13 protein-coding genes are annotated in these 14,912 nt (G+C 72.8%); 8 read left to right on the forward strand and 5 right to left on the reverse strand.

What is annotated here, in order from left to right:
- Positions 1 to 116: 116 nt before the first annotated feature.
- Together ACFRCR_RS02600 and ACFRCR_RS02605 are read right to left on the reverse strand one after the other, a co-directional pair.
- Positions 117 to 1,775 (reverse strand): APC family permease, encoded by a 1,659-nt coding sequence (locus ACFRCR_RS02600; protein ID WP_377675334.1) that lies wholly within the window; start codon positions 1,773 to 1,775, stop codon positions 117 to 119.
- Positions 1,776 to 1,785: 10 nt separating this feature from the next.
- Positions 1,786 to 3,186 (reverse strand): glutamate decarboxylase, encoded by a 1,401-nt coding sequence (locus ACFRCR_RS02605; RefSeq protein WP_377675336.1) that lies wholly within the window; start codon positions 3,184 to 3,186, stop codon positions 1,786 to 1,788.
- A 485-nt stretch (positions 3,187 to 3,671) separates the two neighbouring features.
- On the opposite strand from ACFRCR_RS02605, the gene ACFRCR_RS02610 reads away from it, so the two are divergent.
- Entirely contained in the window at positions 3,672 to 4,307 is a 636-nt protein-coding gene (locus ACFRCR_RS02610; protein WP_377675339.1) for a TetR/AcrR family transcriptional regulator, read from the forward strand.
- 108 nt (positions 4,308 to 4,415) lie between these two features.
- Positions 4,416 to 5,150: a glucose 1-dehydrogenase gene (locus ACFRCR_RS02615; RefSeq protein ID WP_377675342.1), complete on the forward strand. Its 735-nt coding sequence runs from the start codon at positions 4,416 to 4,418 to the stop codon at positions 5,148 to 5,150.
- A gap of 44 nt (positions 5,151 to 5,194) precedes the next feature.
- On the opposite strand, the gene ACFRCR_RS02620 is transcribed toward ACFRCR_RS02615, so the two are convergent.
- The gene (locus ACFRCR_RS02620; RefSeq protein WP_377675345.1) at positions 5,195 to 5,623 is read right to left on the reverse strand and encodes a TraR/DksA family transcriptional regulator; all 429 of its coding nucleotides are present in this window, start codon (positions 5,621 to 5,623) and stop codon (positions 5,195 to 5,197) included.
- Between the two features lie 112 nt (positions 5,624 to 5,735).
- On the opposite strand from ACFRCR_RS02620, the gene ACFRCR_RS02625 reads away from it, so the two are divergent.
- From ACFRCR_RS02625 to ACFRCR_RS02650, 6 genes are all read left to right on the forward strand, one after another.
- A complete protein-coding gene (locus ACFRCR_RS02625) occupies positions 5,736 to 6,317 on the forward strand; it encodes an SRPBCC family protein (protein ID WP_377675348.1) in 582 nt (193 codons plus the stop codon).
- Positions 6,318 to 6,453: 136 nt separating this feature from the next.
- Positions 6,454 to 7,383 carry an NADP-dependent oxidoreductase gene (locus tag ACFRCR_RS02630; RefSeq protein WP_377675351.1) on the forward strand — a complete coding sequence of 310 codons (930 nt, stop codon included), beginning with the start codon at positions 6,454 to 6,456 and terminating at the stop codon, positions 7,381 to 7,383.
- Between the two features lie 51 nt (positions 7,384 to 7,434).
- Complete coding sequence (locus tag ACFRCR_RS02635; RefSeq protein ID WP_377675353.1) at positions 7,435 to 7,854, forward strand: MmcQ/YjbR family DNA-binding protein; 420 nt, start codon at positions 7,435 to 7,437, stop codon at positions 7,852 to 7,854.
- Between the two features lie 119 nt (positions 7,855 to 7,973).
- Complete coding sequence (locus ACFRCR_RS02640) at positions 7,974 to 9,500, forward strand: sensor histidine kinase (RefSeq protein WP_377675356.1); 1,527 nt, start codon at positions 7,974 to 7,976, stop codon at positions 9,498 to 9,500.
- A complete protein-coding gene (locus ACFRCR_RS02645; RefSeq protein WP_377675358.1) occupies positions 9,497 to 10,168 on the forward strand; it encodes a response regulator in 672 nt (223 codons plus the stop codon). Before ACFRCR_RS02640 ends, ACFRCR_RS02645 begins: the two co-directional genes overlap by 4 nt.
- Positions 10,169 to 10,326: 158 nt before the next feature.
- Positions 10,327 to 10,623 carry an SHOCT domain-containing protein gene (locus tag ACFRCR_RS02650; RefSeq protein ID WP_377675359.1) on the forward strand — a complete coding sequence of 99 codons (297 nt, stop codon included), beginning with the start codon at positions 10,327 to 10,329 and terminating at the stop codon, positions 10,621 to 10,623.
- 83 nt (positions 10,624 to 10,706) lie between these two features.
- Here ACFRCR_RS02650 and ACFRCR_RS02655 read toward each other — a convergent pair whose 3' ends face one another.
- Both ACFRCR_RS02655 and ACFRCR_RS02660 read right to left on the reverse strand, forming a co-directional pair.
- Entirely contained in the window at positions 10,707 to 12,236 is a 1,530-nt protein-coding gene (locus ACFRCR_RS02655; RefSeq protein WP_377675361.1) for a dicarboxylate/amino acid:cation symporter, read from the reverse strand.
- A gap of 625 nt (positions 12,237 to 12,861) precedes the next feature.
- On the reverse strand, positions 12,862 to 14,883 hold the full coding sequence (locus ACFRCR_RS02660) for a penicillin-binding transpeptidase domain-containing protein (protein WP_377675363.1): 2,022 nt from the start codon (positions 14,881 to 14,883) through the stop codon (positions 12,862 to 12,864).
- Between the last annotated feature and the right edge of the window lie 29 nt (positions 14,884 to 14,912).

A 14,912-nucleotide genomic window follows, 5' to 3' on the forward strand; every position in this document is an offset into this window, starting at 1 on the left:
CCTTATTGGTGTTTGAAAACTATCCGGTGTCCCAGGCGCTGCAAGCCGGTGCGCCAGCCCATGCCAGACCGCCGCCCGCCCGACGACGACGCGCGCCGCCGTCGGGCACGGGCTCCTCAGCGTGGGGCGCCCTGGGGCGCCCCTCCAGGGGCTGGGCCCGCGGCCCCGCTCCCCTGCGCGCCGACCCCGGTCGGCGGGTTCACCAGGACCCCCTCGGCCGTCTCCTGCTCGGCCGAGGACCGCTGGTCCCACGTCGGCTTGCGCATGGCGTAGAAGATGAGCGGCGGCCCCCCGAGGACGATCACGACCGCGGCCACCACGAACGGGTAGGCGGCAGGCGGCACACCCGTGAACCCCTCGGGCGGGACGAACGCGAGCACGAACGCCGCGGCGCACGCGACGAACCCGACCCCCGCGACGAGCTTCATCGCGGGGGTGCGGTAGGTCCGCACCACGTCGGGCTGGGAGCGCCGGAGCCTGATCGCCGCGGCGAACATCATCATGTACATGACCAGGTAGAGCGCGGCGGCCATGTCGATGAGCGCGATGAACGCCGTGTTGATGTTCGGGATGACGAGGAACAGCAGCGCCAGGACCGACACCACGATCCCCTGGACCCCGAGGATCCCCACCTGCACCCCCGCCGCGTTGCGCTTCTGGAGGGCCGGGGGCAGGAGGCCCGTCCGGGCCGCGGCCAGCAGGCCTCTCGACGGCCCGGCGATCCACGTGACGACGGACGCGAACGCCCCCAGTGCGATGAGCGCCGAGATCGCGGTGACCGCCCACGGCATGTCCCACTTGTCGAAGAACACCTGGAACGCGAGGTTGATGCCGTTGGTCAGCCCCAGGTCCTTCTTGGGCACCGCGACCGCCATCGCGATCGTGGGCAGGATGAAGACCACGAGGATGAGGAGCGTCGCGACGGCGATCGACTTGGGGAAGCCCTTCCCTGGGTTCTTCATGTCGTTCGCGTGGACCGCGTTGACCTCCATCCCGGCGTACGCGAGGACGTTGGACACCACGAGGACGATCGACGCGATGCCCGTCCACGGCGGGACGACGGCGGACACCTCCAGGGGGGTCTGCGACTTCTCGCCGGTCGCGAGCCAGATCGCACCGAGCACGATCAGCAGCACGGCGGGGAACAGCGTCCCCAGGATGCCGCTCCACGACCCGACCTTGGCGAAGAGGTTGCCGCCCTTGAGCGTGATGAGCGTCGAGCCCCAGTAGAGGACGAGGATCACGACCGCGGTGTAGAGGCCGTTGCTCGCGAGCCCCTGGTTCCCGATCACGAACGACAGGCTCGCCGCGATGAAGGCGATCTGCGTCGGGTACCAGACGACGTTCTGGATCCACTGGAGCCAGATGGCCGTGAAACCCATCCGGTTGCCGAACGCCTCGCGCACCCAGGTGAACACACCGCCCTTCCATCCGGTCGCCAGCTCCGCGGCCACCAGGGCCGTCGGCACGAGGAACAGGATCGCCGGGACGACGAACAGGGTGATCGAGCCCAGGCCGTAGGCGCCCATGGCGGGCAGCGAGCGCAACGACGCCACGGTGACGACCGTGAGCATCGCGAGCTGGAAGACCGACAGGAACGCGGTCGACGTCGCTGCGGGGGCGCCGATGGCCGGTCCGGTGTGCTGCGGGTCCTTCCCGTAGGGGTGGGGTGCGACGTGCTCGGCCGTCGGTGCGTGGGTTCCGTCGGCCCGGACGAAGGGGCCGCCGGCCGGCTCCTTCGCTCGGGCGCGGGCGCCCGGCTGGTTCGTGTCCATCGTGTCCCCCTCAGTGGTGGAAGCCCGGGTGCTGTCCCTCGACGGGCATGGGGCCCGTCAGAGCCTCGAGGTAGTCGACCTCGGTGCGCAGGTCGTCGATCAGGCTGTGCGCGAGGTCCATGCTCAGCCCGTTGCGCACCACGATGCGCTGGACCGTCAGAGTCTCGAGGTCGGCGGGCATCGGGTAGGCGGGGACCAGCCAGCCCTTGAGCCGCAGCCGGTCCGAGAGGTGGTACAGGTTCCAGTTGGTGCCGTACCCCTGCGCGATGCTCCACGCGAAGACGGGGATGTCGCTCCCGTCGTTCCACAGGTCGAACTGCGGCATCTTCGCGATCTCGCCCGAGAGGTAGAGCGCGACGTCCTGCGAGGCCTGCTGCACCTTGCGGTAGCCGTCGAACCCTAGTCGCAGGAACAGGTAGTACTGGAGCAGCACCTGTGCCCCAGGGCGCGAGAAGTTGAGGGCGAACGTGGGCATGTCGCCACCCAGGTAGCTGACGCGGAACACCAGGTCCTCGGGCAGCGACGCGACGTCGCGCCACACGACCCATCCGAGCCCGGGGTAGACGAGCCCGTACTTGTGCCCCGACGTGTTGATCGACACGACCCGCGGGACCCGGAAGTCCCACTCCAGCCGGGGCTGGATGAACGGGGCGATCATGGCCCCCGACGCCCCGTCCACGTGGATGGGGACGTCGAGCCCCGTCGATGCCTGGACGCGGTCCAGGGCGGCCGCGATCTCCGTGACGGGCTCGTACATCCCGGTGTAGGTGACGCCGAGGATCGCCACCACGCCGATCGTGTTCTCGTCCACGTACTTCTCGAGCTCGAACCCGTCGAGCACCTTGTGCTCGAGGGAGATGGGGACGTAGCGCGCCTCGACGTCCCAGTAGTTGCAGAACTTCTCCCAGCACACCTGTACCGCGCTCGACAGGACCAGGTTGGGCCGGTCCGCGGGCTTCCCGGCCGCGCGGCGCGCGTGCTGCCAGCGCCGCTTGAGCGCGAGCCCGCCGAGCATCGCAGCCTCCGAGGAGCCGATGGTCGACGTCCCGATCGTGTTCTCCGGGTCCGGGGCGTTCCACAGGCCGCCCAGCATCTTCCAGCAGCGCGTCTCGATCGCGGCCGTCGCCGGGTACTCGTCCTTGTCGATCATGTTCTTGTCGGCCGTCTCCTCGTACAGCCGCTGCGCGTACGGGTCCATCCACGTCCCGACGAACGTCGCAAGGTTCAGGCGGGCGTTGCCGTCGAGCATCGCCTCGTCGTGGACGATCTGGTACGCGGTCTCCGGGAGGGACTCCCCCGCGGGGAGCACGTTGCGGGGCAGCTCGGTCGCTTCTCCCGGACGGGCGAAGAGTGGGTTGAGCGCGACGACGTCGCGCTCCTCGGACTCGGCGCCTCGGTTGGATCCAGACATGGTCTCTCCTCTTCTCGGACGTTCCTCGGCCCGGCCGGGGCCGCATGCTGTCGAGCGGTCGCGTCGTGGCGGGGTGCGCGGGGGCACCTCAGGCGGCCAGGTCCGTTCCCGTCGTCGGGCGACGGCTCGTCGGACTGCTGCTCCGGTCCGACAGTGGTTGCGCGCGCCGGGCCCCGTCCGTAGCCGCCATCGAGCGACCTCCGAGCTGCTTGACCGGGTGCGCCACGGTGCGCAGATGGCTCCGCCAGGCTGTGGCGGGCGAGGCCTGCCGAGTGCACAGGCTGTCGTCGAGCGGTTCACATCGAGCATGGCAGAGACGGCACGACGCGTCGCGGGGAGGCCAGGCGACGCCTTAGGCGACACGTGTTGCCAAACTTATGGCACGGGCGTACCGTCAAAGTGTCAGCACGTTCCGTCGCCCGGAGCGGCCGTACCCTGCCGGCACCACCGCCCGGCCCCAGCCACCAGGCCCCGAAGGAGGCGACATGGACCCCCGCACCGAACGCACCACCGCAGCCCTGCGCACCGCAGTCCTCGAGCTCGCCGCCGAGCAGGACATCGACGAGCTCACGGTCTCGCAGGTCTCCGCCCACGCCGGGATCAACCGCGCCACGTTCTACGACTACGCGAGCAACCCCGCCGACCTGCTCACGACCATCCTGCGCACCGAGCTCGACGCGATCCGCAGCGACTTCCTCGCAGCCGCGCAGGGCCTGTCCCCCGACCCCGCGACCGGCCCCGACGCGCGCCCGCGCACCGACCCCCGGCAGCTCGTCGACGCCATCACGCAGGCGATCGTCGGCCACGTCGACACGCACACCTCGATCTACGAGCGCGCCCTCGAAGGTGGCCTGAGCGCCCCGCTGTTCCGCCTGCTCGCGGAGCACTTCTCCGACACGCTGCGCACGTTCCTCCTGGACCAGCCGCACCTCATGCCCGTGCCGTGCGACGCCGAGCAGACCGAGGTCGAGCAGGCCGCGCGCGCGTACGCCTGCTACGTCGCGCTCGGCTCCGTCGGGGCCCTCGAGGCGTGGCTCGCGACCCCGTCCCCCCGGGACCCGGACTTCTTCCCCCGGATCACCCGCACCTCGCTCGCCCCCTGGTGGACCGCGCCGAACTGACCCGACGCGACCACCCGCCCCGGCGAGCCCGCACCACACACCGCACGCTCCGCCGTCGGGCACCCCACGAGGGTCCCGACCCCGGGCACACCGAAAGGAGGCCCCACCATGGGCCGTGTCTACAACAAGGTCGCCATCGTCACCGGAGGAACCGGAGGCATGGGCGTGACCCACGCCAAGGCGCTCGTCGACGAGGGCGCGAAGGTCGTCGTCGCGGACCTCGACGACGCCAAGGGCGAGGCGCTCGTCGCCGAGCTCGGCGAGAACGCCGCCTACACCCACCTCGACGTCACCAAGGAGGAGGACTGGGCCGCGGCCGTCGCGTTCACGCTCGAGAAGTTCGGCCGCATCGACGTCCTCGTGAACAACGCGGGCATCGCGAACGCCGCCGGCATCACCGAGTTCACGCCCGACATGTGGCGCACGATCATCGACATCAACCTCACGGGCACGTTCCTGGGGATCCACGCCGTCTCGCCCGTCATGGCCCGGGCAGGCCGCGGCTCGATCATCAACATCTCGTCCGTCGAGGGCATGCGCGGCAGCGCGGGCCTGCACGGCTACGTCGCGTCGAAGTTCGGCGTGCGCGGCCTCACCAAGTCGGTGGCCCTGGACCTCGGTCCGTCGGGCGTGCGCGTCAACTCGGTCCACCCGGGCTTCATCAAGACGCCCATGACGGAGAAGATCAGCTCGGACGACCTCCACATCCCCCTGGGCCGCGCGGCCGAGCCCGAAGAGGTCTCGCAGCTCGTGCTGTTCCTCGCGAGCGACGAGTCGAGCTACTCGACCGGGTCGGAGTTCATCGTCGACGGCGGCCTCATCGCAGGCGTGCCGCACAAGTAGGCCATCACGGCGTCGGCCGGTCGCGGCGAGGCAGACCTGCGGGCCTATCTCGCCGCACGGCCCGTCGAGGCGCAGGTGATGCACTGGCGTGCCGTCGGGCGCGCGGCGAGACGCGCCTCCCCGACCGGGGCGCCGCACGTCTCGCACGTCCCGTACGTCCCGGCGTCGAGCCGGGCGAGCGCCGCCTCGGCCTCGGCGGACTGCTGCTCGGCGAGACGCTGCAGCGCCCCGACCTGTGCGCGCTCGAACGCGATCGTCGCACCGTCGGGGTCGTGCTCGTCGTCGGCGTTCGAGTCCTTGGACGCCTCGACGATCCCTGCCACCTCGCCGCGCAGCGCCTCACGCCGCGCCCGGGCCTCGTCGCGCAGGGCGAGCAACCGCGCCCGCACGACGGCGTCGCGCACCTCGCGTCCGTGAGGTGCGGCGGGCGCGCTGCTCGTCTCCCCGGGGGCGGGGGTGCCGGTGTCGGTCATCGTCAGGTCCAACGCGCGAGCCGCGCCCACGCTTCCCGGGTCGGTGCCGACGGGCCGGACCGGGCGGCCATCCACCGCGCGGCCTGTCGGTCCCCCGTGCGACGATCGGCGCGTGCCCGTCGTCGAGTCGTCCGTGATCGTCCTCGTGGACCCCGCGACCGCGTTCGCGGTCTCGCAGACCACGGGCGAGGTCCGGCTGCGCTGGGATCCCTTCATCCGTTCGCAGCGCTTCCTCGACGGGGCGGTCGTCCCCGCCAAGGGGGTGCGGACCCTCACGCGTCACCGCGCGGGCCTGCGGATGGTGAGCGAGTACGTGTCGTACAACCCACCGACGAACGTCGGGATGAAGATGGTCGAGGGGCCGTGGTTCTTCGCGAGCATGGCGGGTGGCTGGCGGTTCGCGCCCGCACCCGGCCGTGACGTCGGACACCCCGACCGGGCCGCGACCAGGGCGGTGTGGCGCTACGGCTTCACGTGTCGCCCCGCCTGGCTCGCACCCGTGGCCGAGCGTGTCGGCTCGTGGCTCCTGGGTCGCGACGTCCGCCGCCGGATCGACGGTTTCGCGCGTGGTTGTGCGGACCCCGTGGTCGTCGCGGCGGCCCGCAGGCAGGCGTCCTCGCCGTCCCGGCAACCCCACCGCGGGCCCTCCGGACGGGCCGCGCCCGCCCCTGGCGATGCCCCGGCCGGCACCTGAACCCGCAGGTCACGGCCGAGGTCACGGTCCGGCAACGCGCATGACAGGACTCGGTCCGGGATGGAAGAGTGAAAGGCGGTTTCGCGCGAACCGCACAGTTCCCCCCAGCGCCCCCGCATCTCGAAGAGGTAGACCCATGAGCACCGCGATCTTCTACGACCGCCACGGCGGGGTCGACGTCCTGCGCGTCGGCGACGAGCCCGTGCCGGCCCCCGGTGAGGGCGAGATCGTCGTCACGAACCGCGTGGTCGGGGTCAACCCGGCGGACGTCAAGAAGCTCGCCGGGGCGTTCGGAGGCAGCAGCGACGCGTTCCCGCAGGTGCTCGGGTTCGAGGCGGCGGGCGTCGTCGAGTCGGTCGGCGAGGGCGTCGAGGGCATCTCGGTGGGCGACGAGGTCGTGTGGAGCGGCACGGGCGCACAGCGCGAGAAGTCGGTCGTCAAGGCGGCGAAGGCGCAGGTCAAGCCCGCGAACGTGCCGTTCGAGCAGGCCGCGGTGCTCCCGGTCGCGGCGTCCGCCGCGTTCTCGGCGCTGGTCCAGGCGGGCGTCGGGGACAAGGACGTCGTCCTGGTCCACGGCGCCTCGGGCGGCGTGGGCTCGGCCGCCGTGCAGATCGCGAAGGCGCTCGGCGCGCGCGTCGTCGCCGCGGCGTCCGAGCGCAACCACGACTACGTGCAGGGTCTCGGCGCGACGCCCGTCACGTACGGCACGGGCCTCGTGGACGCGGTCCGCGCACTCCCTGACGGTCTCGCGGACGTGACCGCCGTCGTCGACACGGTCGGCTCCTCGGAGACCGTCGCCCAGACGGTCGAGCTGCTGGGCGCCGACGGCCTGGAGCGCGACGGGAAGCCGCGCGCCGTGACCCTGGTCGAGTCGCAGGAGTCGCTCGCCGCGGGTATCGCGTCCAAGGTGTCGCAGAAGGGGGCGCTCGCGGAGGTCCTCGCCCTCGCGGAGGCCGGACTGCTCTCGTCGGAGATCTCGGCGCGCTTCCCGCTGGTCGAGGCGGCCCGGGCCGTCGAGCAGGTTGCGGGCGGCCACGTGCGCGGCAAGGTCGTCCTGGAGGTCTGACCCCGGGGGCGCCCGAGACGGGCGTGGGTGGGGCGTGGTTCCCTGGGTGTCATGCCGCCCCGCCCCGCAGTGCCCGACGACGCCGCTCACCTCGCCCGGGTGCGTCGCCTCGCGCTCGCGTTCCCCGGTGCCGAGGAGCGCGTGTCGCACGGGCGCGTGACGTTCCGCGCCCGGTTGATCTTCGCGGTCTTCAGCGGCATGACGAAGGCGACTCCCTCGGCGCCGGTCCGGCAGTACCCGCGCTCCGTGCTCGTGAAGGTCGACCCCGCGGAGCACGTCGCCCTGTCGCAGGACCCTCGGTTCTACGTGCCCGCGTACTACGGCCCGGCGGGCTGGCTCGGCCTCGACCTCGACGCCGCCCCGGTCGACTGGCAGGAGGTCGCGGAGCTGCTCGACATGTCGTACCGCGAGGTCGCGGGCCCGCGGCTCGTGGCCCGGCTGGACGCCGAGGGGTCGCCGGCCGGCCGGTAGCCCCACGCGGCAGGTCGCCCGCAGCGGCCGCCGCGGTGCCGGTGACCGGCACCCCGGTGCCGCCCCCACCGGCACCACGGCAGGACGCGGACGTGCACCCTCCGGCGTAGCGTGGCCGCATGGTCGGCGACACGAGGTCCGCGGGGACCCGGGAGGCTCCGTCGGGTCCGCCGTGGCACCGCGCACGGCCGCACGGCCCCTGGTCGTGGTCCGCCGGCGAGGGCGACGGAGACGGTACGCCCGACCCGTCCGACCTCTCCGGCCCGTTCGACCACCGCCGACCACGCCTGTTCCTCGCGATCGTCACGGCCCTGGTCGCGGTGGTCGGCACGCTGGGCGCGGCGCACGGCCAGCCCGGCGCACGACCCCTGGACCCCCTCGCCCTCGCGCTGCTGCTGGTCCCGCCCGCGGTCCTCGCGACGATCCCGCGCCGCCACCTCCTGGCGGTCTCGCTGAGCCTCGCGGCGACGGGGGTCTACCTGCTGCTCGGCTATCCCTGGGGGCCGGTGTTCGTCCCGACGGTCGCCGTCCTCGCGGGCGTGATGCTTGCCGGTCCTGCGGCGCACGGCCGGGCCGTCGCCTGGTCCGGTGTCGTGGTGCTCGCGGGGATCACGACGTCCGCGGTGACGCTCCGGGGCGGACCGCCCTCGGTCGCTCTGCTCGGGGGGCTCGCCTGGACGGTCGTCGCCCTCGTCGCGGCGAGCGGTGCGCGGGGCCGGGTCGCACGCATGGCGGCCCTGCGCGCGGCCCGCCACGAGCACGAGGTCAACGCCGTGACGGCCGAACGTCTGCGCATCGCCCGCGAGCTGCACGACGTCCTCGCCCACTCGCTGTCCGCGATCACCGTGCAGGCTGGCGTCGGGCTGCACCTGCTGGACCGCGACCCCGAGCAGGCGCGGGCGGCCCTCACGGCGATCCGGGCCACGAGTCGCGAGTCGCTCGACGAGGTCCGCGCGGTGCTCGGCATCGTCCGTGCCGAGGGCGGAGAGGCACCCCGTTCGCCCTCGTGGGACCTCGGGGCGCTCCCCCGGCTGGTCGGGCAGGTACCGGGCGTCGCGGTCGACCTCGCGGTCGAGGACGCCGCGCACGACGCCTCGCCGCGCCTCGCCGGGATCGTCTACCGCGTGGTCCAGGAGTCGCTGACGAACGTGCAGCGGCACGCGGCCGGCGCGACACGTGCGGTCGTCGAGGTCCGGGTCACCGGCACGGGCACGGGCGCGGGCGCCGGTCAGGCGATGCGACCGGCCACCGCCACGACCGGTCGCTCTCCCGGCACCCGCCCCGCCGCGGCACCCGCCGGACCGCCCCGCACCCTGGTCGTCACGGTGTCCGACGACGGAGCACCCGTCCCGGCCGGGGCTGCGGACGCGTCGTGGCCACGCACGGACCAGGACCGGGTCCCCGAGGGATACGGCCTGCGGGGCATGCGCGAGCGCGTGACGGACGCGGGCGGGGCGCTCAGGGCCGGCCCCCTGCCCCAGGGCGGCTTCCTCGTCGAGGCGCGGATCCCGTGGGAGGCGCGCGACGCCGTCGGGCAGGAAGCCTCCGACACACCCACGCCGGCGGACGGACCGCCCGACGACGCGACGACCCGCCCACCCGCGTCGACCGACGACCCACCGACCCCACACCGGGAGCACCCATGATCCGCGTCGTGCTGGCCGACGACCAGAGCCTCGTGCGCGGCGGCTTCCGCGCCCTGATCGACTCCGAGCCGGACCTCGAGGTCGTCGGCGAGGCCGCGACCGGCGACGACGCCGTGCGGCTCGCGCTCGACCTGCTGCCCGACGTCGTGCTCATGGACGTTCGCATGCCTGGCCTCGACGGGCTCGAGGCGACCCGGCGGATCGTGGCGGACCCGGCGGCGTCGGGCGTGCACGTCGTGGTGGTGACGACGTTCGAGCTCGACGAGTACGTGACCGAGGCGATCCGCGGCGGCGCGAGCGGGTTCCTCGTCAAGGACACCGAACCCGAGGACCTGGTGCGCGCGGTGCGCGTCGCGGCGGGCGGCGACGCCCTGCTCTCCCCGACCGTGACGCGGCGGCTGCTCGCACGCGTCGCCGACGCGACGCGCGACGTCGACCCCGTGCCCGGGCTCGCCGACCTCACGCCGCGCGAGCACGAGGTGCTCGTCGAGGTCGCGGGCGGGTTGTCCAACGAGCAGATCGCGCGGGCGCTGTACCTGTCGGAGTCGACCGTCAAGACGCACGTCTCGCGCGTCATGACCAAGCTGCGGGCACGCGACCGGGCCCAGCTCGTGGTCACGGCCTACGAGGCGGGCATCGTGCGCCCCGGCTGGGGACGAGGGCGCTGAGCCGCACGTCCCCGACGCCCGATCGGTACCAGCGGGGTAGTCGGTAGACATCCCCGGGCCGACGACGTGGCGCGACCCGCGCGGAAGCCTGGGGACGAGGTCGCACCCGGCGGCCGGACGCGGCGACCGCCCGTCACCAGCCAACCCAGGAGGCCCCCATGCTCACCACCCTCACGACCGCCACGACCGACGTCCTCGCCCACGGCGGCGCGGGCTGGGGCCCCGGGCCGTGGTGGTTCATCTTCCCGCTGCTGTGGTTCGCGCTGTTCGCCACGGTGATCTTCCTGTTCGCACGCCGCGCGCGACGCGGCGGACCGTGGGGCCACCCCGGCGGACCGGGCGCGTGGCGCGGCGGCACCGATCCCGTCTCGATCCTTGGCGAGCGCTACGCGCGTGGTGAGATCGACGAGACCGAGTACCGCCAGCGCCTCGAGGTCCTCACGCCCAGGCGCTGACTCCTCCGGAAGACGCTGAGTGCGGAGCACCTGCCGTGTGGACGACGGGTGCTCCGCACTCAGCGGGAGGGTGGGACGTGGCGTCAGCGCGTCCCGACCAGCTCCTCGTCGGCGGCCGAGGCCGCAGGCTTGTCGGACGCGTTCGCGGTCGACGGGTCGACGTCGGACGCGACCGCGGATTCGTTCGAGTCGTCGTTCGAGTCGTCCTCGTCGTCCGTGAACAGGTCCTCGACGTTCACGCCGTCGTACTGCTCGACGTCGAGGATGCCCTCACGCTTGGCCACGACCGTCGGCACGAGCACCTGACCCGCGACGTTGACCGCGGTACGGCCCATGTCGAGGATCGGGTCGATCGCGAGCAGCAGGCCCACGCCCGCGAGCGGCAGGCCCAGCGTCGAGAGCGTCAGCGTGAGCATGACGATCGCGCCGGTCAGGCCCGCCGTCGCCGCCGAACCCACGACGGACACGAACGCGATGAGCAGGTAGTCCGTGAAGGACAGGTCGATCCCGAAGAGCTGGGCGATGAAGATCGCGGAGATCGCCGGGTAGATCGAGGCGCAACCGTCCATCTTGGTCGTCGCGGCGAGCGGCACGGCGAACGACGCGTACTCGCGCGGGACGCCCAGGTTCCGTTCGGTCACGCGCTGCGTGACCGGCAGGGTGCCGATCGAGGAGCGCGAGACGAACGCGAGCTGGATCGCGGGCCACGCGCCCTTGAAGTAGCTCGTGATCTTCAGCCCGTTGGTCCGCAGGATCACGGGGTAGACGACGAACAGCACGAGCGCGAGCCCGATGTAGATCGCGGCGGCGAACGTCGCGAGCGGGGACAGGAGGTCCCAGCCGTACTCCGCGACGGCGTAGCCGATGAGACCCAGCGTGCCGAGCGGCGCGAGGCGGATGATCCACCACAGGACGGTCTGGATGATCGAGAGCGCCGAGCGGTTGAACGCGAGGAACGGGTCGGCCTTCTTGCCGGACTTCAGTGCCGCGATACCGATGATGAGCGAGATCACGACGATCTGGAGGACGTTGAAGGAGATCGAGGTGCTCGCGCCCTCACCCTGCAGCTGCGTACGCGCCTGGATGCCCAGGAAGTTGCTCGGGATGAAGCCGTTGAGGAAGTCGAGCCACGAGCCGGAGCCCGAGGGCTCGCTGCCGTCGGCGGTCGACAGCGTCGTGTTGGCGCCCGGCTGGAGCACGAGGCCCAGGCCGATACCGATGACGACGGAGATCAGCGCTGTGATGGCGAACCACAGGATCGTCTGGCCCGCGAGGCGCGCGGCGTTGGTGACGTTCCGCAGGTTCGCGATCGACGCGACGATCGCGGTGAACACCAGCGGCGGCACGATCGCCTTGAGCAGCGTCACGAACGACGAGCCGATCGTGTCGAGCGTGGTCGTCAGCCAGTTCGGGACCTCGTCGGGGGTGCCCGCGCCGGACGCGGGGCCCATCGACAGGGCGACCCAGCCCAGCGCGACGCCCAGGACGAGCGCGACGAGGATCTGGACGGTGAAGGAGGGGAGCTTGACGCGGCGCTTGGGTGCGGGGGCACCGTTCGCGGACTTCTCCGGCGCGGTGGTGGCCGCGGCCTGCGAGGAGGAGGAGGAGGGCACGGTTCTGCTTTCTTCGTCACGGGCACGTGGGGTGCCCAAGGATCGCGAGGATCGCGAGAGGGAGGGAGTGCAGTCGTCCCGGCCCGGGAGGTGAGGGGTGCCTCGACGTGACGGTCGTGCCGACGGGCGGACGTGCTCCACGGCGCAGACGCTCGCGCCCTGCGAGGCAGGGTGAGCGGCGGCGTGCCGACGTCAGGGTGGGGAGGACTGCCGTGCGGGCCAGGGGCCCAGCGGTTCAGTGGGTCAACAACAGAGCGCGCTGGCGACTCGTCGCAGATCGACGTCACGGCGCGCGGTGAAGTTCCACCGGTTCAGCAAGGATTCGACTCCCGTTCGGGCCGGCCCGGAGGGCCGGCGGTGCAGGCGATCGTCGCCCACGGCTACCGATGGTAGCCGAGGAGGGAACGTCGTCGGGCCACGGCACTATTCCCTGGGACGGAAGCGTCTCGCCGTGGGCCGACAGGGGGGCGGCCCGTCAGGGCGCGTCGATGCGCCGCGGCGCGAGGTCCTCCGGGAGCGGGGACCGCCCCGGACCTCCGGCCCCGGTGCAGGGACTCGCTCGACGCGTCGCCCGCCGGGCGCTCGAGCCAGACGGGCGCGCCGTCGCGTGGTCGCTCGTCCGCCGCTACTCACCGGTGTTCGGGGCGTCGAGGAAGGCCTTCAGGAGCGGGCCCGCGGTCACCGACCCGCCGTCACCCGTCTCGACGAACACGGCCACGGCGAGGTCGCCCTGGATCGCGATCATCCACGCGTGAGCCTGGTTGCCGTCGCCGTACTGAGCCGTCCCGGTCTTCGCCCCCACCTCACCGGGCAGGTCAGCGAGCAGCTTCGCGCTGCCGTCCGTGACGACCGAGCGCATGAGGCTGCGCAGCGTCGCGGCCTCGTCGGCCGTGAGAGCCGACGGCGTCGGGGTCTCGGCCGCCGCGGGCGTGACCTCGGGCCGGACCAGGACGGGCGAGACCCGCTCACCCTTCGCGACGCTCGCCGCGAGGGTCGCCATGCCCAGCGGCGAGGCCTCGACCTTGCCCTGGCCGATCAACGACGCGGCGTGCTCCGTGCCCTCGGCGGTGGCCGGCACCGACCCGAAGTACCCGGGAGCGCCGAGGTCCGCCTCGACGCCCAGACCGAGGTCGGCCGCGGCGTCGTGCAGGGCCTGCTGCGAGACCGCGTCCCGCTGGGCGATCATCGCGGTGTTGCACGAGTTGGCGAACGCCGTCCGGAAGGGCACCTCACCGATCGCCGTTGCGGGGAAGCCCGGGACGTTCTGGAAGGTCCGGCCGTCGACCGTGATGTCCGGCGTGCACGACACGGTCGTGTCCGGCGTGATCCCCGACCGGAGCATCGCGAGCGCCGAGGCCACCTTGAAGGTGGAACCGGGGGCATACTTCCCGGTCGTCGCGGTCGACGTCCCGTCGCCGCCGGGACCGCTCGCCGCGGCGAGCACGTTGCCGGTCGAGGGCTCGATCGCGACGATCGCGCTCGCCGACGGGACGCCCGACAGCACGCTCTCGGCCACGACCTGCATGTCGGTGCGCAGCGTCGTCGCGAGCGGCACGCCCGCGACCGGGTCGACCGCGAAGACGTCCTTGACGTCCTCGACCGGGTCGGGCTGCCCGTCGCCGTCCAGGTCCTCCCCGGTGTCCTCGCCGGCACTGCCGTCGGCCACGACGCTCACCGTGATCCCGGGCGTCCCCCGGAGCTGGACGTCGTACTGCCGCTGGAGCCCCGAGAGGCCGATCGTGTCGCCCGCGACGACCTGCCCCTCGGACTCCTCGACGGCCTCGGCCGTCGCGTCGCCCACGCGGCCCAGGATGGCCCGCGCGAAGGTTCGGGTCGGGGCGAGGTCGAGCTGGCCGTCGACGACCGACGCGCCGTCGATCGCGCGGACCGCGTCGACGTCGATGCCCGCCGTGTCGTCCGTGCGGACCACGATGGCCTCGACGAACGCCTTGGCCCCGGCTCCCGCGACCTTCTGCGCGTACGCCTCGGCGTCGATCCCGACGGCGGCGCCCACCTGGCGCGCGACCGCGTCCTGGCGCGCGGGGTCGAGGTTCATCTTGTCGACGCCGATCCGGTAGACGGGACGCGGCTCGACGATGGGTCCGCCGTCGGCACCCAGGATCTGCGCGCGCTCGGCGCGGACCCTCGTGACCGCCAGGCGATCGCCGTCCTTGAGGTCCGGGACCAGCACGTCGGGCTCCCACGCCACGGCCCACTGCTCGTCTCCGCCGTCCGGCGAGTCCTGGAGCACGAGGTCGACCGTGGTCTCGTAGGTCCACGGCGTGGTGTCCGTGACGTTCCAGGTGTACGCGAGCGTGGCCGTCGCCTGCTTGCCCTTGTTCTCCCCCTCGGTGGCGACGTCGACCTTCGCGACCGTGACCGTGTGGTCGGTCTCGGCCAGCGGCTCGAGCACCGCGTCGCGGTGCGCTGCGACGTCGAGGTTCGCCTGGGTGAACGCGATCCCCTCGAAGTCGCCGTCGGAGATCGCGGTCGCGAGGTCGTCGGCGGCCCCGTCGGGGCTGGGGGCGTCGTCGCTGCACGCGGTGAGCGTCAGGGCGAGCACCGCCAGGGCGGTCGGGCCGAGCGCCCGTCGCCAGGTGAGGCGTCGCGCCTCGGTGCGCCTGTCGACCAGCTGCGTGCGAACCACGTGCTCCCCCTCGATGCCCTCTGGCAGAC

This window comes from Oerskovia sp. NPDC056781, assembly GCF_042789955.1.
GTDB classification, from domain to species: domain Bacteria; phylum Actinomycetota; class Actinomycetes; order Actinomycetales; family Cellulomonadaceae; genus Oerskovia; species Oerskovia rustica.